Raw genomic sequence first — 23,823 nt, forward strand, 5'->3', positions numbered from 1 at the left:
TAACCATAACTCTGCTTGCAAGGAGATATCCTGTGATTAAATCCCGTGCCGCCGTGGCTTTTGCTGCCAATCAGCCGCTGGAAATTGTAGAAGTAGATGTCGCACCACCCCGGAAAGGCGAAGTTCTGGTTCGTATTGTGGCAACGGGTGTTTGCCATACCGATGCTTATACTCTTTCGGGTGCAGACCCTGAAGGCTTGTTCCCGACTATTCTGGGGCACGAAGGTGGCGGTATTGTTGAAGCCCTTGGTGAAGACGTGACCGGCCTTGAAGTCGGCGATCACGTGATTCCGCTGTACACCGCCGAGTGTGGTGAGTGCAAATTCTGCACCTCGGGTAAGACCAATTTGTGCGGTGCCGTGCGCGCAACACAAGGTAAGGGCGTGATGCCCGATGGCACGTCCCGTTTCTCTTATAAAGGCGAGCCGCTGTACCACTACATGGGCTGCTCGACCTTCTCGGAATACACAGTTCTGCCGGAAGTTTCCCTGGCTAAAATTCCCAAAGAAGCACCCCTGGATAAAGTGTGCCTGCTGGGTTGTGGCGTTACCACTGGTATTGGCGCTGTGTTGAATACCGCCAAGGTTGAAGAAGGCGCAACCGTTGCAATTTTTGGCCTGGGCGGCATCGGCCTGGCGGCAATCATTGGGGCCAAAATGGCGAAGGCAGGACGTATTATTGCGGTGGATATCAACCCGGGGAAGTTCGAGATTGCACAGCAACTCGGCGCCACCGATGTGGTCAACCCGAAAGATCATGACAAGCCAATCCAGGACGTGATTATCGAAATGACCGACGGCGGCGTAGACTACTCGTTCGAGTGCGTGGGCAACGTTCAGCTGATGCGCTCCGCACTGGAGTGCTGTCACAAGGGCTGGGGTGAGTCCATTATCATCGGCGTTGCCGGTGCAGGGCAGGAGATCAGCACCCGCCCATTCCAGTTGGTTACCGGCCGGGTCTGGAAAGGCTCAGCGTTTGGTGGCGTAAAAGGCCGCACTGAATTGCCAGGCTATGTTGAAAAAGCCGAAAAAGGGGAGATTCCTCTGGATGTTTTCATTACCCACGAAATGCCCCTGGAAGACATCAACAAGGCGTTTGATCTGATGCACGAAGGCAAGAGCATTCGCACTGTGATTCATTTCTAAAGCTACTGGTTAACGCCCCTGGAGCATGAAGGTTTCGTACTACAGGAGGTCAAATTTACGTGACAGCAGGGCCAGGCCGATAACGAAAGACAAGAATGTGGCGCCAGCATAGCCAACAGCAACAGGCCGTGGCCCAAAAGCAAGCCGCCTAGCAAGCCTTCCAGACCAAATCTGGCCAGCAGCAGTGATGCGATAATGACGGTGGTGTAGCTTACGGCAAACAGGGCAACGATCAGGCCATAGGACTTCATGCCTGAAAGAAAGATGGTTACCGGCCAGACATTCCACAACACCACGAAATTGGCCAGCATTAGCAGCATGTAGAGAACGCTGGTGTCCGGCAACAGAAAGAGTATGGCCGGTAGACCGCCTGCCAGCGCCAGCAGGGTTGAGAGCTAAAGCACGCCCATCATGCTGGGTAGTATTAAGTCGTTGCGCTTTTCATAGAGCCGGTCGGCGACCCAGCGTGTAAAGACGTGCTGGAACAACCCGGAGAGCGTCAGGGAAATCGCCATCTGGTAGGTCACGGATACCAGAAACTGGATGATCTCTATATCGCGAACCGACAGGCTGAGGCTGACGATACCAATCAGCATTACCCCGAGCACTGACAGCACCCAGGGGCCGGAGCTGAAAATACTGGCCAGGCCGTAAGCGCCGAACAGGCTGCTCAGGTTGTCGCGCTTCAGAATGCGTCGAAGTTCAAACCCAATGCCTGCCATCAGTCTTCCCGGTACCCGGTTGAAATTGCGGTGTCGTGAATAGTGCGATAGGAATCAAACTTGGCGTCCAGTGTGTAGTAGCGTTTTACGCGTCTCAGCCCTACGGCACTTGCCTGAGTCCAGAGCCATTCATCCAGAAGCAGCCGAATCGCCTCCCTGGCGGTTGCTTCTGGATCAGCAATGGGAACGACTGCGCCGCTGCACTCCAGGTTTTTACCTTCATCGGTACCGACTTCAATAAGTTCACGGCACGCGCCCGCATCCGTGGCCAAGCATGGAAGCCCGGCGGCCTGGGCTTCCAAAATAACCAGTGGCAATGCCTCTGAAATAGATGTCAGAACCATCAGGCCCAGTTACGGCAGTGTGTCGTTCACATTCTGGAAGCCCAAAAACTTCACGCAGCTTTCGAGACCCAAACTGCTGACTAACTCCCGACACTCGGTTACATAGGCCGGGTCTTCTTCAGGGCCGACAATCCAGCCTTCGACGTTCGGAACAACCTCGGACACGGAGCGCATGGCCCGAATGAAGGTTTTGATGTCCTTGATCGGAACCACTCGGCCAACCAGGCCCATCATCATGGGTACGTCTTTCGGCCGGGCAGCGAGAGCGCCTTCGAAAAGTTGCGGGTCAATTCCGTTTGGAACAATGTGGGTGCGGGCAGGGTCGGCACCGTCAACGAATTGTCGTTGCCGGTTGCCCAGATAGAGGGAAATTATGGGGTCGCCCTGTTGATAAGCCAGGCGGCCCAAGGACTCAAAAAACCGGATCCAGAGTTTCCGGATATACCCAAGCTGGTCGTTGAGGTTGGTGCTGACCTTGTCGCTGACATCCCGTATCCACTCAGCCTGCGACAGGTCAATTTTACGCTCTTTGGTGTAGATGCCGTGCTCGGTGAGGATAAAAGGCACGCCTCGTATATCGTTCAGCATTGCGCCAGTAGCCCGGCGTACCCTGTGGAGATGGCATGCACCGTTCGGGTGGCCGGAATATTGCGGGCAATTTCCGCAATTCGGAACAGCGGCGCATGCATGACTCTTACGGTCCAGAAATAATCGACGAAGGAGGGCTCTGTGCAGTACTGGCGGTAACTTTCGTCAATCATCTGCCAACTTTCCTGGCTGTACAGAAAATCTTCTTTGCTGATTCCGGCTTTACGCCCGAGATTACGGAGAGCCTGGCTGAGTACCCCGGCTGGTACAGGCTCATTACTGCGGAACTGATCGTGTAGTTTGCGCTGGGTATCAAACGCTGTGCGTTTGCCTTTGCTGGGTTTGGGCTTGGCGTCTGCCAGGTTGTCCATCAGATAATGGCATTCCAGATGCACGACGTTGTCCGGCAGCTTATATTGCTGCTTGCCGTAATGGTTGCGGTCGCCACCCATAAAAACCAACGAAAAACGGTATTGTGGAAGGCCAGTAATAATTTGATGTACCCACGACGAACGCCCCCCCGAACAAATGGGTAGGTGCCTTCCAGTAGCAATGTAATATCGGCTATTGGCGATGCTGGAACAGGCTTGCGGCCGATCATAGCCAGCCCTCCATCAGCTCTTTTACAGCGGGCATAGGGCGAAACCGTGAACAGTTGAGATGGAAGCGTACTTTGCGAAAGTCCCGCGCCAGGAATGCCATTTCTGCCTGATAGGGATAAGTCAGCTCTGGTGGAGCACCATTGGCAAGAGCGGCCTCGAATGCACGATTGGCGGCAGTGGCGTGGTTCAGCGCAAGTTCGATCCGGCCCAGAAGGCGCCAGTCAGTGTGTCGGGACATGGTTTTGGTCAGGTCGGCCAGGAGATCCCGGGCGTTTTCCAGGTAGTACTGCTTGAGTCCGCCTTGTGCCAGACCGAGATAGGCTATTTCCCACCAGGTATGGGCCAGCCGACGGGTTAGACGGTGACGGTCCGGGTGATCAGGCTGCCCCAAAAGTTTTTTCAGGCTTTGAGCCCGAGTGGTCTGGTGCTTTTCTTTTTGTTCCAGCATCAAGTACGCCAGCAGCCGGACATCGTCGGATGGGTCCTTGAGCGCTTCCTGAAGAATGCTGACTGCTTCACTATCAGTCAATTGACGGGAGGCCAGCAATGCCTTCATGCGTTTCTCGGGAGCATTGGCTTCTCTGAGTACTTCGCGCAGGCCGCCGTCGCTGAAAATCATTTGTTGGTTCATATCTACGGGGCTGTAGGGCAATTCCGGTATGGCTGTTTCCTGCCATGGAACACTGTGCGTTGAGCGCGGCAAGTGCAGTGGTAGCAACATGCCAGCAAATACACCGATGCTGCCAATAAAGGGAGTGGCAAACTGCGGTGTGAACAAAAAACTGCCGGCTTGAAGGCTTTTGCGTCGATAGCTGGCAGGTAACAGGGGTAAGGACACCAGTGTAAGGCCAGCGCATGCATTGCTAAATAGGTAGCAAGAGCCGCGAGGGGGGAGGTCTGCGAACAGTGAAGCAATGCCGCCTACCTCTAATGCCAATCCCAGCGAAATCAGCCAGCCATTCATGCAGGCTCCTTCTGAACCCGGTCAAGCCACTCGGCGCTATTCATCGTGCGGCTGATCTGTTGATGCTGGATGCATGCGATAGATGCCAGGTTTTGCCCTGACTGCCGGCGGATATCGTCTGTTAGCCGCTGTAGATACGCCGCGCAGCCCAGTTCATCAGTTAGGGGTAGCAGAATGGCCAGCTGGTTTTCGGGTGCGTTGGAAGGACTGGCGATTACGTCCCGGGCTCGGCGCATTTGCTGCATTCGCTGGGTTATATGAGCAGCGGTGGTGGCATCGGTGAGGGGGAAGTGAATCAGGGCCGATGGCTGTTTATGTTCACGGGCATCGGATATTACCCGGGCCAGCTGGAACTCAAAATGACGCCAGTCGGATGTAGACTGCTCGGGAATCCGAAGGTGTTCCTGAATCATATCCGCCATGTGCCCGGCCATAATGGCCAGTAGGCGTAAGGTTTTGGGCTGAAAGCTGAAAAATGGCATGGATTCAACGGTCACCATTCCGATCATGGTGTTTTCAGAATCAATGAGTGGCAGCGCCAGCAACAGGTTGGTATCCAGGTTGTCTCGATTGTCGCGGTATGCTGTATGCACAGAAACCAGCGTCTGCTCTTGCAAGGCGCTAATTTGGTCCGCGTTCGGACGCTGATGAGTCATCTCCGGGGGGAGTCGATTGTGCAACATCAGCGAATGTTTCTATTTCGGTCGGGAAACAGCCAGAGGGCAAATCCAGCTAAGAATGGTCATTCGGAAGTCACTTTCCCTGAAATCTGATACTGGAGTCAAAAATAGTTGCGCAATCTCTGCACTGTTTGCGCATAAAGGATAACCCCTATCTCGATGCCTCAGCAGAATAACGTTGACCACACAAAAGTGGCATAACAATAAACTGATTGAGAGCATGATATGTACAACAACAATGCACTGCTTCGTCTGTTGGGCCTGGCCCTGGGACTGGTGACAGCCTCAATGATGGCTTCCGCAGGCGCCGCGGAAAAACCCAACTTCCTTTTGATTGTGGCCGACGACCTCGGCTACTCCGATATTGGTGCTTTTGGCGGAGAAATCGAAACCCCGACCCTGGATGCCCTAGCTGATGAGGGTATCCGCATGACCAATTTTCATACCGCGCCGACCTGTTCGCCGACGCGATCCATGCTGCTTTCCGGTACGGACAGTCATCAGGCTGGTATGGGCAACATGGCCGAACTGTTGACTTTCGAGCAGAAAGGCAAGCCGGGTTACGAAGGTTACCTGAATGATCTGGTAGCAACACTTCCTGAAGTTCTCCGTGATAATGGCTACAGCACGTCCATTGCAGGTAAATGGCATCTTGGACGCACCGAGGAACTGAGCCCGGCGGCTCGTGGTTTTGACCATTCTTACATTATGGTTCAGGGCGGCGCGAGTCACTTTGATGATGCCCGAGCCATTATTGGCGTTGACCCGAAAGCCATTTACCGGGAAAACGGCAAGCAGGTTGAAGTGCCTAAAGGGTTCTTCTCGTCTGATTTTTATACTGACAAAGTCATTAGCTATATTGAAGCGGCGGGTGATAAGCCTTTCTTTACGTTCCTGTCCTTCACTGCGCCCCATTGGCCTCTTCATGCGCCGGACTCCTACATTGAAAAATATGCAGGTCGCTATGATGAAGGCTACGAAGCCATTCGCCAGCAGCGCTTGGGCAAGATGAAGGAAATGGGGCTAATCGGCCACAAGCTCGGGAGCAGCTTACCTTTCAATCAACTACCTAGCTGGGATGAGCTGACCGACGAGCAGCGAAAAACTGAAGCGCGCAAGATGGAAATCTATGCGGCCATGGTCGACAGCATGGATGACAACATCGCCCGGGTTCTGAAACATTTGGAAAAAACCGGAGAGTTGGACAATACCGTGGTGATGTTCATGTCAGACAACGGCGCAGATGGTAACAGCCCGGAAGTACTGCCAGGTAACAAAGCATGGATTGCGAATGAATACGATAACAGCTACGAAAATATGGGAAGGCCCAACTCTTACGTCTGGTATGGCGCCCAGTGGGGGCAGGTTGGTGCCGCGCCGTTCCCGATGTGGAAAGGCTTTCCCTCTCAGGGCGGGCTGGTGGTTCCTGTCATTCTCAGCTTGCCGGGTGATGGCCGCAAAGGCGACATCAACCACGAGTTCTTCCACGTGATGGATATTATGCCGACCTTTCTGGAGCTTGCCGGTATTGAGAAACCCTCCAGCCCTTATAAAGGTCGTGAGATTTTTGAAATGCAGGGCGTTTCGATGCTCCCTGGTCTGGATGGCAACGCCCCGCAAGACCGTGTTGTTGGCTGGGAATTGTTTGGTCGTTCTGCTGTACGTGTAGGCGACTGGAAAATTCGCTTGCTGGAAGCGCCATACGGCCCTGGGCAATGGCAGCTGTTCAATCTGGCTGAAGACCCCACTGAAACCACAAACCTGGCATCTGAAGAGCCTGAAAAACTGAAGGAACTGGTTGCGCAGTGGGACACGTATGTCAGCCGCAATGGTGTTTTCCCCGCTGATCCGGAAGACATGAAAAAAGTGGGTTACAGCTTCACTACCTGCCTGTATGGCAAGTGTGTTGAGTAACTAACTTATAACATTCCAGATACGGGAAATACCATGAAGTTACATGACGTTATGATGGCTGCTGCAGTTTCTGCAGCGGTAGCGACACCGGCTTTTGCGGTCGAACTCGAAAAACCTGCGTTTTACGGCTATCTCAGCGCTGGAGCCCTGAAGATTGAGGGTGCGGATGCCGAGGTGGATGCTTTTGAGATTGAACTTGGCTTGCAAGGCAAGGCTCTTCTCAGCGAAGGCCTGAACCTGAATTACAAGGTAGAAGTTGATCTGGCGGATGCCGCCAACAATGCAGATAAAGATCCAGGTCCAGGCCGGGGAAGGGATGGCGAAGGGGATATCCACGTAAAGGAAGCCGTGTTCTGGTTGCCCACAAAGTACGGCATGTTTGTGGTCGCTCCACGGGGAACCAGTGGGCAATGGCGCGATATCTACGGCTCTATCAATCACTATGAGTACAACGAGCCTCACGAGGCGCTAAATCCGGATGGTATCTTTGCCCAGCCGGACCGAACGTCTGGCACGATGGCGTACCATACTCCCTGGTTTATGAAAACCAAACTGGTGGCTGCCGCCATAACACTCAGGGAATACAACGAGCAGGATGCAGACGGTAAGTCTGTGCGCCTGGTGCATGTTAATGGCGGTCTGAAGGTGGCTATTGGCACCACCTTGATTGCGCAGGAGCAGGTGCCAACCAATGACGACTATCTGATATCCGCTGCCGGTGTCAGCTACAAGAAAGGAGGGCTCACTCTGGGTGCCGTCTGGGAAAATAACCAGGACTCACCCTATAGATTGAACTCTGGTACCTTCACGACAGCAGATTTTGACTCCTACGGAGTTTCAGCCTACTACGTAGCCGACAGTGGCGCCGGTGCCGCACTCGGGTACAAGGAAAAGAACCACGATTTTGACGCGGCCGACGAGTCTGTATACACCCTGAAAGTAGAGCAGAGAATTACTCCGCAAATGAAAGTTTGGGTCGAAACCGGGCAGTACGAAGAGCTCCCCAGCAACTATGCGGTGGGCCTTAATGTAACTTTCTGAACGTGAGGTGCCCTCGCCTGGCTCAGGGTTAGTTAACTGCCTTGAAGCCGGGCTTTTTTAGTGGTTATAAATCTGGATTCCCGCCTTTGGCGAACCGTTTCTGACGGTAGCTCACCGAAGGCGTCATGATACTGGCGAGCAAAATTGCTCAGATGGTTGAAGCCAAAAGCAACTGCGACGTCACCAATGCTGGTGTCAGGGCTGGATAGTAAGCGTTCCCGCACGCCCTTCAGTTTGTGGCATAGAATATATTTTGCCGGTGTGGTGTTGAGGTAGTCTCGAAAGCCTGACTCCAGAGAGCGCCGGCTGGTCCTGGTAATTTTCAGGAGCTCACTGACGGATATAGGGTCGCTGATATGAGCGTGTATCCATTCCGTTGCCAACCGTACGCGACCAGGCAATATGTTGATGCAGTCCTGGCCTGACAGCTGTATCGGTCCGGAGAGATAGGTCAGAAGAAGAGACTCCCATTGCTTCTGCAGCCTGGCATTAATCTCGCCACCGCAGATTTCGTGATGTCGGGCGATACATACGATTCCGTTTTTGAGTAGCTGTGCGTCCTGATGCTCAGGTTGAAGTATCGTTGTGGCCTTGCGAAGTAGCTCCAGGCTGGGTACGCCAAGGTGGTCGATCAGAGCTCGCCGCGAGAGATTAATGACCACCGCGCGAGTGGATTTTTCCCACATCAGGTCGGCTTGTTGGCCCGGTGCAATGAGAATCAGGCCTCCGGTTGTTATGTGGGTGTTGCTGGTTTTGCAGAGAATGCCCCCGAATAAAACCAGAATCGCATGAAATGTTGTTTGGGGTTCGGACTGGATGTGTACTTTTTCAGACCAGCTAGCCCCAAAAAGGGTAGAGCCCGCAAGTGGTTGCGAGGTCAGGATGTTGTCGGTTTTGCTCCCGGAAGATAAAGGAGAGATCTCCCGGTTATCGATCCGTGAGTTTATAAAGTTGTGTGCTTCATCGAAATCAGGCGAATGCACGCCGATGTTCTTCAGGAAAGGCACCTTGTGTTGGTTCACGGCAGTCTCGTTATTATTGTCAGCATGATTCCGACCTATCGCCGGTTAAATGATAAGAGCAGTGCAATTAGCAGGCCAGTCAAGGCGAAGGGGGGCCGCCCCTTGCATGCTGAAGGGATGCGAAATTCATTGTAGCCATTCGACATATGATGGATTAACCATATTGTGAAATTTTGAAAATAGCAGGCTGGAATTGAACGATATGATCAACTATTTTCGGCGTCTGATATCCCTTTCTCTTCTGGCACTCATCAGTACGTCCGCTGTTTCGGAACCGGTGGAATGTGCAGGTTGCCACACTGAAGAGTTCGACCAGTGGTCGCAATCCCAACATGCAGTCGCCATGGCGCCGACGGGCACGGACAGTGTTGCTGGAGACTTCTCAAATGCGATTTATCAGGACAATCAGCTCCAGGTGAAATTCAGCCGAAAAGGGGATGACTACCTAATTCGTGTCGACGAGGCGGGAGCGACCCGGGAGTGGCAAGTACAGTACACCTTCGGTGTTTACCCGCTGCAGCAATACCTGATTGATATTGGCAGCGGGCGGCTGCAAGCTTTTAATATTGCTTGGGACACCCGTGAAAGGACTGCGGGCGGCCAACGCTGGTTCCGACTGGATGCAGCCGGCGCAAATCGCCCGGGAGACGCCATGCACTGGACTGGTATCTATCAAAACTGGAACAGTCAGTGTGCAGACTGTCATTCAACAGGTCTGAAACGTAACTACGCCAGTGATTCAGACAGCTACCAGACGAAGTGGCGGCATGTGGCTGTGAGTTGTACTGCTTGCCATGAATCGGCAGAACAACATGCTGAGGCCCAGAGGAACGGAAAAAATCATGCCGCTGGTCTGGAACTGGCAGCGATGGGAGCATGGCTGGTCAGCGAAGGCAAAAGACCTCCTCGCCACCAGAGACAACTATCCAGCACCACTCAGGTGTCCACTTGCGGCAGTTGTCATTCGCTGCGTACAAGCCTTTTAGATCAGGCCGGTGGGCAGATCCACGACGAATTCAGTCTCACCAGACTGAATCAGCCTCTGTATTTTTCCGATGGCCGTGTACGGGAAGAAGTGTTTGTGCTCGGGTCCTTCGAGCAAAGCAAAATGTTTCAAGCCGGCGTGGTGTGCAGCGACTGTCACAACCCGCACAGCGGCGAACTCAAAGCCGAAGGCAATGCAGTGTGTGCCCAGTGCCACAACGCCGGAGATTTCGATACGCCGGCGCATCACCGCCATCCCGAAGGCAGCGCTGGGGCCAAGTGCGTCAATTGCCACATGCCGGAACGTACGTTCATGAAAATTGACGCTCGTCGCGAGCACAGCTTTATGGTGCCCCGGCCGGATGTTTCCAAAGCCAGCGGCAGTCCGGACGTCTGTCTGGATTGCCACACGGACAGGAATCGTGGCTGGTCTATCGAAACGTTGGAAGACTGGGCCCCGGAACTCTATCAATCAGGCAGCTGGGACCATGCGCAACAGCAGAGTATGTCTGAGGTGATGGACTATTTGGCAGACAGTGACCAGCCGGCACTCCGTCGCGCAACGCTGCTGGAACAACGCGGTGAGGCCCTGTCTGGGAGCAGGCTGTCCCTGTTAAAGGGATTGCTTAAAAACGAGCACGCCGTGATTCGCGAAAGCGGCTATCGGGTGTTGCGATATGGCGCTGTGGATTCGGTCCGCAACTTGGTGAAAGCAGGTCTTGATGATCCGAAACTGGCCGTGCGCATTGCTGCGTTTGAGACGTTGGTGAGGTTGGGTGTGGCGCTGGATTCCGAACAGTGGAAGCGTGCCCGCGATGAGTATGAACAGTTCCTGAATGTTCAGTCAGACTTACCTTCCGGTCGTGTGCTGAAGGCCAAGTACTTGCTGGCAAATGATCGGGTCTACAAGGCTGAAAAGGAGCTGCACATTGCGCTGGAGAAAGATCGTGGCTATGTGCCGGCCGCCATTCAGTTAACGGACATCCTCCGCTCGGGAGGCCGCAATCTTGAGGCTATCCGGATGATTGATGAGACGCTGGCGAACTCGCCTGATGAGGCTCCGTTGATTCATCTCCGTGGACTGATCAATCTGAAGCTGGAAGATTATCCTGCCGCCCTTGCGAATCTTGAGCAGGCCGCCAGGCTTGAGCCTGGGCAATGGTTGTTTGGATATCGCTACGCCGTAGCTCTGTTCCAATTGGGCCATAAGGAAAGAGCTCGGGAGGTAACCCAATCACTGCTGAAGAGTTTTCCCGACAACCGTCGTGCCCGGGCTCTGATGAATCATCTGTAGGAAGTGAATTACGCTGACCGGTCAGTGGCTTTGCCCCTTATGTTCAGGAAACAACCAGAACGAAAACCACCGGGTCATTCGCGGCATCAGTACGTAGCTCATCAGAATCATCACCACATCGCGTGGATTGGATCCTCCGTCAAGATGCGCTTTCCTTCAAAGGGACTTGGCGGGCTTTGCCGGTTTCGGCTGGCATCAGGTGTTTGATAAGGAGTTGCTGCCGGCTAGCATGGTAGCCGACAGCTTGGCCGGCCTTGACAGTATTGACAAGCTGCTCGCTGGTTGTGACCGCTATCTGATGAATATCGTGAATTTCTTGATTCAGTTGCGATACCGTCTGGTTTTGTTGCTCACTGGCAGCTGCAATCTGTTGGTTGAGGCCGTCGCTTTCGGCAATGCCCGCCACAATAGCCTGAAGTGATTCAGCGCTCGCGGATACTTGCTCGACGCTGATGACAGACTGGCGCTTGCCCTTTTCAATGGATTCGACCACGCGCCGGGAGCCCTTCTGTAAGGCAGTGATCATCTCCTGAATCTCGTCTGTAGATTCTTGGGTACGCTTTGCGAGAGAACGGACTTCATCCGCCACTACAGCAAATCCGCGCCCGCTGTCACCGGCCCGGGCCGCCTCAATCGCCGCGTTCAGTGCCAGCAGATTGGTCTGTTCTGCAATAGCGACGATCACATCAAGGATCCGGCCAATGGACAGGCTGTTATGGTCCAGTTCTTCCGCAGTCTGACTGGACTCTTCGAGTTCCTGTGCCAGAGCGTGGATGCTCTCTTGGGCGGCAGCCGCTGAGCGGGCACTATCTTCTCCGGCTTCTCGGTTGCGTGTGCTCAGACTGGCGGCATGCTGGGTAGTCTCTGAAACTTCCCGGATGGTTGCCGTGAATTCCTCGATGGAGGTGGCTGCAGTGGAAAGGGCCGCTTGCTGCTTTTCCGAGGCGTCTGTGCTTCCCTGAAGCAGCGCGTTGGCCTGCAGAACGTTGTCTTCAATTTTCCCGCCGCTGTCGCGAATCCGGGCCACCATGACTTCCAGTCGAACCTCCACCAGCCGCATAGCGAGCTCAATCTGCCCCACCATGCCAGCGTTGCCGGTATAGACCAGTTGCTTGATTGGATGGCTGACAAGGCGGCGGCAACGATTGGAAAGTCGAGTCAAGGGCCGGTTGAGGCTATACAGAATGCCAAGGGAAACAGCGCTACCCAGAGCGAACAGAACGGCAGAAAGTCCAGGCTGACCGGTCATGCCTGCGATCAGGGATGGAGCAAGACAAAGGGTGCCCGCCAACCATTGCACGGTGCCTGGCGCAAGCCTGGGAATTCTCAGGGCCAGGGGTTGTTTACCCCTGCTGCGGGCATGATACACCTGCTTGGTACGCTGAATGGTGGCGGCATCCGGTATTCGGTAAATGGCCTGGTACTCAAGAACAGTACCCTGTTCGTCGGTAATGGGTGTAACAAAAGCATCAAGCCACCAGTCAGACCCGTCGGCCGTGCGATTCAGGATCATGCCCATCCACGAGTCGCCCTTGCCAAGGGTCTCCCAAAGATCCTTGAGCGGGCCTATGGGCATTTTTGAATGCTTGAGCTTGTTGAAGGAGGCGGCTTTCAGTTCGTCTTCAAAGAAACCGCAGAGCCTGCAGAATGCTGAACTTGCGTAGGTGATTTCGCCTTTGTTGTCGGTCAGAACCAGTAACTGATCGTGCTCAAGGGCGGAGTTTGGCAAAGGTTCAAATCGGGACATCTTGTTCGACCTCCGAAACGAAAAAGGGGCCCGCGACAGCGGGCCCAAGACAGGATCAACAATGAAAGGCAGGTTAGGCTTAGCTGCCCGTTGCGCGCATATGCTGCACATTGAACATTTGTGGCCTGGATAGCTCAGGGTCAACCTGGCCTTTGAACTGGCCAGTGGTGCAATGGCTGGCCTGGACATCGATCATGCTGAACGAATCGTCTATAGACACGCCGGTGCCCTTGTTCTTTGGCAGGTGTAAATCAGGGTGGGCCTGGCCGATAGTGAAGGTCTTCCACATGCTTCCTTTACGGTCATAAGACACGGTGCGGGGAATGGTGAAAGTCTGGGCATCCATGTAATGAACGCGCTTTGACAGTGGGTGGCTGTCATCCACCGGTACCGATTCTACTTCATAGACTTTGCGCAGTTGCCAAGTGATGTCCGGGAAGCACCCACCCTGGCCGTTAAAGGCAATTACCTGATAACCGTCGTCATCCTGATGGGTTTCTGTGTCCAGGTTCATCTCATTGTGATTGTAGAACGGCATTAGCATGTAACGGGTGCTCTTGTAGGTCCAGTTCATGTCTGAAATGCGACCGTTATAGCCCTCAAAGTCTTCGATCATCAGGTCCGATCCAAGGAAGGCGTCAGTGACCTGCCCAGTCGCCAGACGGCGAACCCGGCGCTGGAAACCCAGGTAGAGCCAGGAGTTATCCCGCTTGAGGTCATCTGCTGCGCGGTGGATCAGTAACTGGGTATTGCGCACATCCGCCGGGTCAAGCACCTGTACATAGATGGCGCGGAACAGGTCTGACGGGTTGGGTGTGATTGCCGGTGTTGGTTCCTGAATCACACGGCCCTTGTAGTTCAGGAAGTGGAAGTTGAACTTGATGGTCCGCTCCACTTTACCTGAATCCATATCCCGGTATTTCCAGTAGAATGGGTAGATAGCGGCACTGTCGCCCCAGTTGTAACCATACTTGTAGTTCCAGGCGAGTTTTTCGCCAGCCCGCGCGTCATCTGGATCCGGCGACTGGGGGAATGGGCGGCCGGCCTTCCAGCCGATGATTTCACCCACCTGCTCGCCCAGGGTTACCTCTCCCAGAGAGTCACGAGTTGCCTCCACATAAGCAGGGTGCAGGTCAAAAGAAGTGGTTTCCCCCACGTTCATGGAGGTCCAGCCGTTCTCTATGAACGTGAGGAAGGCCGGATCAATGATCTCTTTGAACTGAGCGACATTGGATTGGTCAATCGTCATGCCGACGCTGAGACCCTCATAGCCAGGTATCTCATCGTTGTAAGGATGGAAGGACGCGTTGATCACCTCATCACTGGCGTAGGTGCTGGCGGAGAATATCCCTGCAGTCAGTCCGACCAACAGACCGTTGAACACGGATTTTTGTAGGTTTGTTTTCATGTTATTTCCTCTATCAGAAGCTGTAACGGGCAGTCAGCTGAATTTCGTCTTCTTTCTGGGCCATACCGATGGGGCCCGACTGGAAGCGTCCAAGGGGTTCATATCCCGAGAGACCTGCAGACTCGCCCGGCAGGTGATTGATGACACCCGGGGTTTGTGTGAACGGGTCCCATGGGTTGCAGGAACGACAGTCATCGAACTCACGAGCACCATCGCCTACCTTGAAATTGCCGCCGAGAGTCAACTTGAAATTGTCGTTGACCAACCAGTCGACTGAGGGTGCAATCGCAGTGGCCTGGGCCCGGAAATCATGAGCGGTGATAATTTTCGGAGTCAGGCGACCGTTCATATAGAAGCCCTGAACCAGAAGTGTGGCGGTCCAGTTATGCTCGTAGTTCGGAATACCGGCCTCGCCGTAGGTTCTTTGCTCGCGCTCGTGGTCGAGAATGTGCTCGCCGAAGATCTGGCCGGAGAACAGGAATGAATTGTCTTCGTTAAGAAAGGGGATCGCGATGTTCTTGTCTGCACCGATGACGTACCGGAGTACATCAGACTCGGAATAGAGCTTGTCGCGAAGGGTGTTCGCGAACTCTTCGCCTGAGGTGTAGGCGGTTTCGACCCGAAATACCGTATCGATGCCCTGCGAGTAGTAGTCTACAGAGCCACCCACCAGGTTAACTCGTGGGAAGTGGATGTCGAAGGCAATCAGGCTCGGCCATACACCGGTCTGGCCGGTAAACCCATTCTGGGCCGGAATGCCGCCTCTCAGGGATGGCAGCTGGGAACGGTAAGTCAGCGCGTTCAGCGAGAAACCGAGATCACCATAAACACCTTCAAGCTTCATGCCTAGCTGGGTATTGGCCAGGCTCCAACTGGGCATATGTGCCTCTCGGATACCAATCTGGCCGGGTCCGAAGTCAGTGGCCAAGCCGCCATCCGGAGTTGCACCTGCGAAATTGGCTACAGTGCCACCGTTTTCCCAAAGGTTGTTCATACCACGGAAGAAACACCCGGCATCAAGAATCACGTTGGGTTGACCACATTGGCCAATATCATGTGGGCGGAACTTGTCGAAATTCCAGACGACCTGGAAGTTCAGATCGTCGAAGGCTAGCCCGTCGAATACCTCTGTAGGGCCCATACGATAATCCGTACGCAGGATCCACATGGGAATCCGGATATCTTCCAGTTCGTCGTAGATGTTGTTGCGGGAGTAATCTACCGGGTTGATGACATCCAGGACCCGGAACAGATCCGTTCTGCCCCAGATTACCTGCTGTTTACCCAGGCGTGTGCTGAGGATATTTCCATTATCGAAATTGATATCAAAATCGGCATAGAGCTCTCGAACGAAGTCGGCGCGATCGTTGAATTCCTGAAATCGCAGTTCATTGGTATCCTTGTCCAGGTAACCGTCAATACAACCACGGTCGTCTTCGTCGCAGGGGCGTACCGGAACACCGAAGGCCACACCATTGTCTTGCCCGTGCAGGTGTTCTCCAAGAACAACCATTCCTTCATTAGGATTCCGGGTTGTATCAAAACCCAGGAAAGGGGTAGGCGCTATTCCGCCGCCATGAGGAACGTAACCGCTTCCGACGTCTTGCAGTTGAACCGGGCCTCCCGCATTACGCCCATACTCATCATCATTAAGATCGTAAACCCCGTCATAACTGCCACGGAGAGTCGCGTTGAAACGGACGTTGTTAAAGAAACCGACGCTCCCTGCGCTTTTTTCCATCTCCATCTGGAGTGTGTTTCGGAACTTGGAAAGCCCAACGCCTTCCCGCCCGTAAGTCGCATTCTCAACGTATCCGTTAACGCGGGTGTCGTCCGCTGCCAAGGTGTTGGTCATCGGTAACAGCGCCAGGCTGGCACTACCCGCAAGGGTATAGCACCAGAATCTCAGGCCTTTTATTGTTGTTTGCATGGCATGTCCTCGTTACAGGTTTTAGTGGGGCGCTGTACCGGCGTCAGGCCCGGTACTGTGCTCCAGGCACGAACCCATCCTCCTGTTCCCGCGCGGGGCCAGAAGAAGATGGTGTTGGTTTGGGGAGATTGGCATGGAGGATGCCGTCTTCGTCCGCATAAACGTCGGTGACAAAACGGGGTTTGAACACCAGCACCCAGGAAGGCACCAGCAGCATGGCGGCCATGCCGTTGATCACAATCATCACGCACAACAGCAGTGCGGCATCAGACTGGAAACGGAGGTTAGAGAAGATGACCCACATGATGATGCCAGCCATCAGCGTAAGGGCCGTAAAGCTGATAGCCATACCGGTGGTGGAGATTGCGCGGCGAACGGATTCTCGCAAGTCGCCGTATTTGGACATTTCCTCCCGGATTCGATCCATCATGTAGATGGAGTAATCGATGCCTACACCAATGCCCACAGCAATCACCGGCACGGTGTTGATGTCGATGCTGAGACCGTTCAACCCCATATAGGCATAGGTCAATGTGGTGGCAAACAGCATCGCCAGTAGCATCATCAGTCCGGCATGCCAGGAGGTGTAGAACAACATCACGAAGATGAAAATCAGCAGGAACACCAGCGGCAATACAACCACGTTGGTTTCAAAAGCTGACTCATTCATTGCAGCGGCAACGCCGAGCGTTCCTCCCGCCAGACGGATTGTCAGCCCCTCTACGCTGCTGCCGTTCTCTGCAATCCACTCCTTGGCCATATGAATGGCACGGCGGATGGTTTCGCCCTGACGATCCTTGTAATAGAACACTAGGTTGGCGATGCGATCGTCGGTATCGTTGAATTCATCCAGAGCACCGGGAATCGGGCTGGAAGCCATGTAAGTGAACATAAGGCCGCCCACATATCCCGCATCGTGCGGAATCTGGTACCAGCGCGGGTCATTGTTGTGCATCAGCCGGTTGACCTGTTTGACCAGGTCCGGAAGACCCTTGCTGCCGCCCACTTCCGGGTCCTGCAGCATGTGGGACTGCAGGTCAGACAGGGCTGCCAGCACTTCCGGTCGCTTTAGGCCGCCGTTTTCTGCGGTTTCCGCAACAATGTAGAGCTCTTCGGAACCCGGGAAGCGGTCATTCACCACACGGGACGAAATGTTGTAGTCATGATCCGGATACAGAATCGGTGATCCGGGCTCTGAATCGCCGATCTGCACATTGGACGACGCCAGTAGTCCTGCCACCATGGCCAGCGCCGCTGCACTCAGGACGACCCTTGCAGCACCGGGTCGGGTAACGGTGCGGGAACAGCTGGCGCCAATGTGGCGCAGTACAGTCTCGCGAATTTCGGGATTTCTTGGAGTCGGCAAAATGGACAGCAGTAGGGGCACACCAATCAGCACGGTCAATACAACGGTGATGGCCCACAGGGAAGCGTAGATACCCAGGTGGGTATTCAAGGGTATGGAACCAATCGCAATCAGAGACAGGCCAATGGCATCGGACACCACACCCAGAGAGCCTGGGCGGAACAGGCTGTCGAAGGTGGCCTTCGCCGCCTCTGGCCCGCTGCCACGTTCCAGGGTTTCAGCGTAGTAGCGCTCAACGAGTTGCACGCCGTGGCTCATCGCTCTGGCCGCAATCAGGAAGGGGATAACCAGCCCGAGTGGGTCCAGGTTGTAGCCGAGCAGGCTGATAATACCGAGGCCCCAGATGGTGGATACAAGCACGCCACCCAAGGGAATCAGCACGCCGTAGGCCTTGCGGAAGTGGAAGATGAGCAGCGCCAGCATGGTCACGACGGTGAAAATGAAGATCTGGAGAATCTGCTCCATGTAGGTATAGGCCCAGCCCACCAAAACCGGTTGGCCCGTGGCATAGATCCTGACACCGGCCTGCTCTTCCTCGGCGCGCAGTTGCTGAAGCTGGGCAAAGGTTTTCTCGTAGTCCAGTTGGCCTTCGATGAGCTGTGCCTTGACCAGGGCCATTTTCATGTCTGGCGATACCAGTGGGCCGTATACTCTGGGGTTTGCAGACACGTCGGATTTCATAGCCTGCAGGGCTTCCTCGGAGTACTCGCCGGACGTCGAGTCGTAATAGGGCTCGGAATTGATGCTGCCAACTTCCGTCAGCCAGATTTTGCGTGAGTTGCGGTGTGTCACGCTGGAAACCAGGTTGTGGTTGACCCCGGGCAGGTTGTCTACCGCCTGCGTGATCCTGTCGATCCTGGCAAGCTTTTCGTTGGTGAAAATATCGCCTTCCTCGAACTCAACACCCACCACCAGAACGTTGGCACCACCGAAACTGTCCTTAATGCTGTTGTGAAGCTCGATATACGGATGTTGCTGCGGCAGAAGGTCGGCGAAATCGGTATAGATTTTCAGTCCGGGAATGCGCAGCGCGAAGGCTAGTGTGAGAATGGCAATCACACCCAGCACCTTGCGCGGGTTGTTGAAAATCCACAGCTCTAACAAGTGCAGCATGTGGGTGAAACGGTGCAAACCAGGCATGGAGGAGCTCCTCAGTCAGTGCTGGCCGAGAAGGCCATGGGGATTTCAAGGTTCAGCAGAAGGCCGCGAGCACCTGCGGCGAGCAGTCGGTTATCGGACATCAATAGTCCGCTGCGCAAATACAGTGGCTGGTCAGAGTTGGAAATCTTCTGCCAGGAATTACCGGAGAGCTTCAGCACCGTAGCGTTGTCTGCCAGTGCGTACAGCCCGGAAGGGCCGGCAACGAACCCGAAAATCGGAGCATTGATTCCTGTAAGGGATCTTTCCCAGCTTTCTCCACCATCCATGGTGTGGTAGACGAATCCGTTCAGGCCGCCAACCCAACCCTCATTTTCTGAAACAAAATGACTCGTATGGGCGTAAAACTCCTCCGGGAGATAGCCGGCGTAATCCCAGCTTTTGCCACCGTCGCGGGTGTTGAGCACCATGCCGTACTCACCCGTGATGAAGGCACTTTCGGCATCGATGAACTGCAGGTTATTGAGGATGGCATCCTCGTTGAGGGTGGTTTCAGTCCAGGTCTCACCCTGGTTGCCACTGCTCTGAATGGTGGTGAAGCTGCCGGCGGCCCACCAGCTACCATCGGGGGCGCAGTCGGCTGTCATCATCTGTTCCTGGCTGGGAAGGGCGTGCGCCGTCCAGTTTTTACCACGGGTATCGCCGTGCCAGATTTCGTTATTAAACGTTAGTGCTATGAAGCTGCCATCAGGACAGGTCTCGACATCTATGAAGCTGCTGTCGGTGGGCAGAGGGATTCTTTTCCAGCTTTCGCCGTTGTCCGGGCTCCGCAGTAACGAGCCTGCGTTACCTGCAAGTACCACGAGCGACTCGTTCCGGGTCATGGATTGATAAAAGTCTGTACGCTTCAGGGGTTCTTGTGATTGCGCCCGCACAGCGTCGAGGTTAAGGGGCGCTTCGCAACCGGTCAGCAAGAGCGACGACAGAGCTGCGACGGCAAAGGTAGTTCGGAAGGTGCCGGTTGGGCACACCAAGGCATATTGCATGTTGCGTCACCGTCTTTGTTTTTGTGTGTAAAGCGACTTAACAGAGACTTAGCAACGGTTATGCCATGCTGGCTTTTATATTTTAAGTTATTGAAAAGAAAAAACTAAAACATTTCACCTGATTATTTTTTGGTCGGTAAAGTGCAGGGCTGTGGAATGATTTTTATCAAATAATCAAATGTAGATGGGAGGTTGCTGATTTCATCAAATAAAACATTGTCAGGAACATCCTTGTTCCGCAGAGACGGGGGCTAGCTCAGCTTTCCGAGAGAATTCCGGATTTTTTGAGCCGGTAAGCTAATGCGGGGCGGGTGAGTCCAAGCAGTCGTGCGGCTCCTGATACATTCTGGTTAGCCTCATCCATAGCTCGCTGCATCAGGGTTTTTTCCACTTCATCCAGGCTGACTCCGCAGTTCAGAATGTCGGCTGCCCAATGCCCGGATACGCTTTGAGTGCTGCCGGCTACAATCTGGCCTTCATAATCAATAACTTCCGTGGACTGGGACGAAGTCTGGTGGAATTCGCTATCCGGGACGACTGCAAAAAGCGCATCCTGGCCTATGGTCTCTTTGTTGTCGGTAAGTATCACACCCCGTTCAATAACGTTCTCCAGTTCACGAATATTGCCTGGCCAGCGATAGCGCAAACACAACTCCAGCGCTTTGTCAGAGAGCCCCAGTGTGCGCTTGTTGTACTCGGTCTGGAACTTTCGAAGAAAGTGCTCTGCCAGAAGTGGTAAGTCCTCCAGCCGCTCGCGCAAGGGCGGAATCTGTACTGGAAAAACATTGAGCCGGTAGTACAGATCGGCCCGGAATCTACCTGCTTCTACGGCTGTAGCGAGGCTTTCATTTGTTGCTGCGATGATCCGGACATTAACGGAGCGGGTTCGGTTGTCGCCAACTCGCTCAAGTTCACCCTCCTGAAGCACCCGCAACAGGGAGGCTTGTGCACGGGGTGTCAGTTCGACCACTTCATCAAGAAAGATGGTGCCGCCGTTTGCCCTCTCAAAACGTCCCGGCCTGGATTGATTGGCGCCGGTAAATGCGCCTTTCTCCACGCCGAAGAGTTCTGGTTCGATCAGATCGGGCGGAATGGCTGCGCAGTTGACAGCGATAAAAGGACCCTCAGCCCTCTCACTGCGCAAGTGCACACTGCGGGCAACAACTTCTTTGCCAACCCCGGTTTCTCCCAGCAGCAGCACCGAGACTTTGCCCAGTGCCGCCTTATCAATCATTTTGCAGACTTTGTTGTAGGAAGCCGACTGGCCAATCCCATAGTACTGGCCTTGCTGTTTTTCGAGACTGCTGCGCAGCGAGCTGACCTGGGATTGCAGGTCGTAAAGCTCCTCTATGATGGGATCAGCCTTGAAATAGCGGGCAAATTCTTCGGCATCTTCCCACTGCTCCGCAGGTTTCCCCACAATCACGCACTTCTCGTCTCCGCAGCCCCGGCAACTGATTTCGCGGAAGATGACCTCGCGCCCCATAAAGGAGGATGTATACGCACATGCGTAGCCCAGCAGAGCCCAGCAGGCTGGCTCGTCCATCTGTCCCAGCTCTGTTTGGCAGATCTCCACCTCGAAGGAGTCAACCCACTCTATTTCCGCATAGAAATCCCCAGCTTTCTGGTCGATGTCTACTTTTATGGGAATAACCTTGACCATGCCTTTCAGGGCGTGGAGTTGAGGGCCTGCCAGAAAAATATCGATCTCATCGCAGTGAGGACGAAGTTTTCGCGCCAACTCGGCATCCCTTAAACCAGACTGATAGCCGAGACGCAGGAAAAAGCCCTTTGCCCTCTCGACCCCCATGCTGTTGACGATTTCGCGACGAAACGCAGCCATCGCACTTACGGCCATCAACAGCATGCGCTGCTCACTAAGCCAGATTTTTCCTTCTGAGCTCAGGAATCGAATCTGATCTGTAAGGTCTTGATAATCTTTATATTTTAATTGTGATTTATAGCTGATAGCCATATCCGGATCTCTTATTATTTTTGTAATGAGTGAACGCGAACGCCCATTGAGAGTTTTATTTATATAACCCCTGATTGATGTCAAAAATCAACCAAATGGTAAAAATAATTGCGAGCCACCTAGGTGCGTCCGGACATCTCAGCATTTGCTCAATTTCCACTTTTTTTTTATTAAATGATCAACTTCTCCTGATCAAGTTCAAGGGTTATTACTCTGACCTCAGCTCTGCTGAGGCTTGGTGATTGTTTGGAAGTTCATTTGAAACAATGAGTTGGTATGGCTCCTGGTGGTTTCTGACAAATTGTGGCACAGCCGTTGCTCCACTCTTCTCAGCCAATAAAAAACACAAAGAGGTCAACGATGGAACAGCGAGCAAAGACCTTCAATGAACTAACCCGCTATATCCGGGTTCGCAGTGCACCGGACGACCGGTTTGTGGAATTCGATTTTGCGATCGGCCATCCCGAACTTTTCGTCGAGTTGGTGCTGCCCTGGGAAGCCTTTCGGATTTTCTGTGAGCACAACAACGTGGTGCACATGGACTCCGACATGATCCGTCAGATTGATGAAGACATGATCAAGTGGCGCTTTGGTGAGAAAGGCCACCGCTGAAGTCAGAAGATAAGCAGCGCCAACATCCAATTCATAAAAACAACGATGGGAAGGCAGACATGAGTGTTGAGATTAAAACCACCTCGGTGGAACCCATTCGCAATACCTACTCGGCTATTGCGCGTCGCTTTGGTGATAAGCCGGCAACTCGCTACCAAGAGGCCAGCTTTGACCTTGCGGCCACAACCAACTTCCATTATCGCCCGCTATGGGATCCGAAGCGCACCTTGAATGACCCCACACGAACAGCCTTGCGCATGGAAGATTGGTATGCGGTGACCGACCCGCGCCAGTTTTTCTACGGCGCCTACGTTGGCAATCGGGCAAAGATGCAGGAAGCAGCAGAAAGCAGTTTTGCGTTTTGTGACAAGCGTAACCTGCTCACCCGCCTGCCTGAGGAAACGCAAAAGCAGCTCCTGCGCCTTTTGGTGCCATTCCGCCACGTTGCGCTAGGCGCCAACATGAATAACAGCAAAATTGCCGGCGATTCGACAGCAACCACCGTGTCACAGATGCACATGTTTGCCGCTACCGATCACCTGGGTATGGGCCAGTATCTGTCTCGTATCGCACTGCTGCTTGATGGCAGTACCGGCACCGCTCTTGATGAGTCCAAAACCTATTGGATGGATGACGAGCTGTGGCAGCCATTGCGCAAACTGGTAGAGGGCATTTTGGTCGTTGATGACTGGTTCGAAATCACCCTTGTGCAGAACGTACTGCTTGATGGGCTCATGTATCCGCTGGTTTACGACCGGATGGATGCGTGGTTTGGCGAACAGGGAGCTGAAGATATATCCATGCTCACCGAGTTCCAACGCGACTGGTACAAGGAGTCCCTGCGCTGGACCAACGCCATGATTAAAACTGTCGTAGCTGAGAGTGGCCGTAACCGCGAGCAAGTCCAGAGCTGGGTGAAAAATTGGGAGCCTATGGTCTACGAGGCACTCAAGCCCATCGCTCAGGCCACAACGGGACTGGACGCTCTGGATGAACTCCGTGCCGAGCTTTCAGTCCGTCTTAAAAAAGCAGGTCTTGAAAGCACAGGAGTTCAGGCATGAGCCAGAAAGTATTTATGGCATTTCAGGACAACGACAACGCCCGTTATCTGGTAGAGGCGATCGTTACAGATAATCCGGAGGCCGAGGTGCAACATTCGCCGGCGATGATTCGCATTACCGCTGAGAAGCGTCTGGTGATCAATCGGGAAACAATGGAAGAAACACTTGGCCGGGATTGGGAAGTTCAGGAAATGCTGCTCGAGGTTATTAGCATTGGCGGCAATGTCGACGAAGACGACGACCATTTCATTGTTTCGTGGAATTGATCAGGAGATCCAAC

16 protein-coding genes and 2 pseudogenes are annotated in these 23,823 nt (G+C 53.9%); 7 read left to right on the top strand and 11 right to left on the bottom strand.

Annotated features, from left to right (window positions below; genetic code table 11):
• The first annotated feature begins 32 nt into the window (after positions 1-32).
• Positions 33-1,145 carry an S-(hydroxymethyl)glutathione dehydrogenase/class III alcohol dehydrogenase gene (locus tag FFI90_RS13360; RefSeq protein WP_144778561.1) on the top strand — a complete coding sequence of 371 codons (1,113 nt, stop codon included), beginning with the start codon at positions 33-35 and terminating at the stop codon, positions 1,143-1,145.
• 2 nt (positions 1,146-1,147) lie between these two features.
• On the opposite strand, the pseudogene pelG reads toward FFI90_RS13360, so the two are convergent.
• The 4 genes and pseudogenes from pelG to FFI90_RS13380 form a co-directional block, all read right to left on the bottom strand.
• A pseudogene (pelG, locus tag FFI90_RS20210) lies at positions 1,148-1,867 on the bottom strand (exopolysaccharide Pel transporter PelG).
• Positions 1,867-3,400 (bottom strand): annotated as a pseudogene (pelF, locus tag FFI90_RS13370) (GT4 family glycosyltransferase PelF). Before pelF ends, pelG begins: the two co-directional pseudogenes overlap by 1 nt.
• Positions 3,397-4,365, bottom strand: coding sequence for a HEAT repeat domain-containing protein (locus FFI90_RS13375; RefSeq protein WP_144778562.1), 969 nt, complete (start codon positions 4,363-4,365; stop codon positions 3,397-3,399). Before FFI90_RS13375 ends, pelF begins: the two are co-directional and overlap by 4 nt.
• Positions 4,362-5,021 carry a PelD GGDEF domain-containing protein gene (locus FFI90_RS13380; protein ID WP_186317986.1) on the bottom strand — a complete coding sequence of 220 codons (660 nt, stop codon included), beginning with the start codon at positions 5,019-5,021 and terminating at the stop codon, positions 4,362-4,364. The genes FFI90_RS13375 and FFI90_RS13380 overlap by 4 nt, the downstream gene beginning before the upstream one ends.
• Before the next feature lie 249 nt (positions 5,022-5,270).
• Here FFI90_RS13380 and FFI90_RS13385 point away from each other — a divergent pair, with 249 nt between their 5' ends.
• Positions 5,271-6,959 (top strand): arylsulfatase, encoded by a 1,689-nt coding sequence (locus FFI90_RS13385; protein ID WP_281288128.1) that lies wholly within the window; start codon positions 5,271-5,273, stop codon positions 6,957-6,959.
• 33 nt (positions 6,960-6,992) lie between these two features.
• On the top strand, positions 6,993-8,000 hold the full coding sequence (locus tag FFI90_RS13390; protein WP_144778564.1) for a porin: 1,008 nt from the start codon (positions 6,993-6,995) through the stop codon (positions 7,998-8,000).
• A 32-nt stretch (positions 8,001-8,032) separates the two neighbouring features.
• Here FFI90_RS13390 and FFI90_RS13395 read toward each other — a convergent pair whose 3' ends face one another.
• Entirely contained in the window at positions 8,033-9,022 is a 990-nt protein-coding gene (locus FFI90_RS13395) for a helix-turn-helix domain-containing protein (protein WP_144778565.1), read from the bottom strand.
• 202 nt (positions 9,023-9,224) lie between these two features.
• Here FFI90_RS13395 and FFI90_RS13400 point away from each other — a divergent pair, with 202 nt between their 5' ends.
• Positions 9,225-11,300, top strand: coding sequence for a tetratricopeptide repeat protein (locus tag FFI90_RS13400; RefSeq protein ID WP_144778566.1), 2,076 nt, complete (start codon positions 9,225-9,227; stop codon positions 11,298-11,300).
• A gap of 139 nt (positions 11,301-11,439) precedes the next feature.
• On the opposite strand, the gene FFI90_RS13410 is transcribed toward FFI90_RS13400, so the two are convergent.
• The 6 genes from FFI90_RS13410 to FFI90_RS13435 all read right to left on the bottom strand — a co-directional run bounded on the left by FFI90_RS13410 (position 11,440) and on the right by FFI90_RS13435 (position 21,870).
• A complete protein-coding gene (locus FFI90_RS13410) occupies positions 11,440-13,047 on the bottom strand; it encodes a methyl-accepting chemotaxis protein (protein ID WP_186317987.1) in 1,608 nt (535 codons plus the stop codon).
• A 79-nt stretch (positions 13,048-13,126) separates the two neighbouring features.
• Positions 13,127-14,455 (bottom strand): DUF1329 domain-containing protein, encoded by a 1,329-nt coding sequence (locus FFI90_RS13415; RefSeq protein WP_144778567.1) that lies wholly within the window; start codon positions 14,453-14,455, stop codon positions 13,127-13,129.
• A 13-nt stretch (positions 14,456-14,468) separates the two neighbouring features.
• Positions 14,469-16,385 (bottom strand): DUF1302 family protein, encoded by a 1,917-nt coding sequence (locus FFI90_RS13420; protein ID WP_144778568.1) that lies wholly within the window; start codon positions 16,383-16,385, stop codon positions 14,469-14,471.
• Between the two features lie 43 nt (positions 16,386-16,428).
• A complete protein-coding gene (locus FFI90_RS13425) occupies positions 16,429-18,891 on the bottom strand; it encodes an efflux RND transporter permease subunit (RefSeq protein WP_144778569.1) in 2,463 nt (820 codons plus the stop codon).
• Between the two features lie 11 nt (positions 18,892-18,902).
• Entirely contained in the window at positions 18,903-19,895 is a 993-nt protein-coding gene (locus tag FFI90_RS13430; RefSeq protein WP_144778570.1) for a WD40/YVTN/BNR-like repeat-containing protein, read from the bottom strand.
• A 256-nt stretch (positions 19,896-20,151) separates the two neighbouring features.
• Positions 20,152-21,870, bottom strand: coding sequence for a sigma-54-dependent Fis family transcriptional regulator (locus FFI90_RS13435; RefSeq protein ID WP_144778571.1), 1,719 nt, complete (start codon positions 21,868-21,870; stop codon positions 20,152-20,154).
• 360 nt (positions 21,871-22,230) lie between these two features.
• Here FFI90_RS13435 and FFI90_RS13440 point away from each other — a divergent pair, with 360 nt between their 5' ends.
• The 3 genes from FFI90_RS13440 to FFI90_RS13450 are packed head-to-tail and all read left to right on the top strand — an operon-like array spanning position 22,231 to position 23,809.
• Positions 22,231-22,482 (top strand): phenol hydroxylase subunit, encoded by a 252-nt coding sequence (locus tag FFI90_RS13440; protein ID WP_144778572.1) that lies wholly within the window; start codon positions 22,231-22,233, stop codon positions 22,480-22,482.
• Between the two features lie 59 nt (positions 22,483-22,541).
• A complete protein-coding gene (locus FFI90_RS13445) occupies positions 22,542-23,543 on the top strand; it encodes an aromatic/alkene monooxygenase hydroxylase subunit beta (RefSeq protein WP_144778573.1) in 1,002 nt (333 codons plus the stop codon).
• Entirely contained in the window at positions 23,540-23,809 is a 270-nt protein-coding gene (locus FFI90_RS13450) for an MmoB/DmpM family protein (protein ID WP_144778574.1), read from the top strand. Before FFI90_RS13445 ends, FFI90_RS13450 begins: the two co-directional genes overlap by 4 nt.
• Positions 23,810-23,823 lie beyond the last annotated feature (14 nt).

Origin of the sequence: Marinobacter maritimus (assembly GCF_007671675.1) — a bacterium.
GTDB lineage: Bacteria > Pseudomonadota > Gammaproteobacteria > Pseudomonadales > Oleiphilaceae > Marinobacter > Marinobacter maritimus.

Bases quoted from the DNA above. Each gene is read 5' to 3' on its own strand.
- FFI90_RS13375 (WP_144778562.1), bottom strand. From the start codon at position 4,365: ATGAATGGCTGGCTGATTTCGCTGGGATTGGCATTAGAGGTAGGCGGC.
- FFI90_RS13380 (WP_186317986.1), bottom strand. From the start codon at position 5,021: ATGACTCATCAGCGTCCGAACGCGGACCAAATTAGCGCCTTGCAAGAG.
- FFI90_RS13385 (WP_281288128.1), top strand. From the start codon at position 5,271: ATGTACAACAACAATGCACTGCTTCGTCTGTTGGGCCTGGCCCTGGGA.
- FFI90_RS13390 (WP_144778564.1), top strand. From the start codon at position 6,993: ATGAAGTTACATGACGTTATGATGGCTGCTGCAGTTTCTGCAGCGGTA.
- FFI90_RS13400 (WP_144778566.1), top strand. From the start codon at position 9,225: ATGATCAACTATTTTCGGCGTCTGATATCCCTTTCTCTTCTGGCACTC.
- FFI90_RS13410 (WP_186317987.1), bottom strand. From the start codon at position 13,047: ATGTCCCGATTTGAACCTTTGCCAAACTCCGCCCTTGAGCACGATCAG.
- FFI90_RS13415 (WP_144778567.1), bottom strand. From the start codon at position 14,455: ATGAAAACAAACCTACAAAAATCCGTGTTCAACGGTCTGTTGGTCGGA.
- FFI90_RS13420 (WP_144778568.1), bottom strand. From the start codon at position 16,385: ATGCAAACAACAATAAAAGGCCTGAGATTCTGGTGCTATACCCTTGCG.
- FFI90_RS13425 (WP_144778569.1), bottom strand. From the start codon at position 18,891: ATGCCTGGTTTGCACCGTTTCACCCACATGCTGCACTTGTTAGAGCTG.
- FFI90_RS13430 (WP_144778570.1), bottom strand. From the start codon at position 19,895: ATGCAATATGCCTTGGTGTGCCCAACCGGCACCTTCCGAACTACCTTT.
- FFI90_RS13435 (WP_144778571.1), bottom strand. From the start codon at position 21,870: ATGGCTATCAGCTATAAATCACAATTAAAATATAAAGATTATCAAGAC.
- FFI90_RS13440 (WP_144778572.1), top strand. From the start codon at position 22,231: ATGGAACAGCGAGCAAAGACCTTCAATGAACTAACCCGCTATATCCGG.
- FFI90_RS13445 (WP_144778573.1), top strand. From the start codon at position 22,542: ATGAGTGTTGAGATTAAAACCACCTCGGTGGAACCCATTCGCAATACC.
- FFI90_RS13450 (WP_144778574.1), top strand. From the start codon at position 23,540: ATGAGCCAGAAAGTATTTATGGCATTTCAGGACAACGACAACGCCCGT.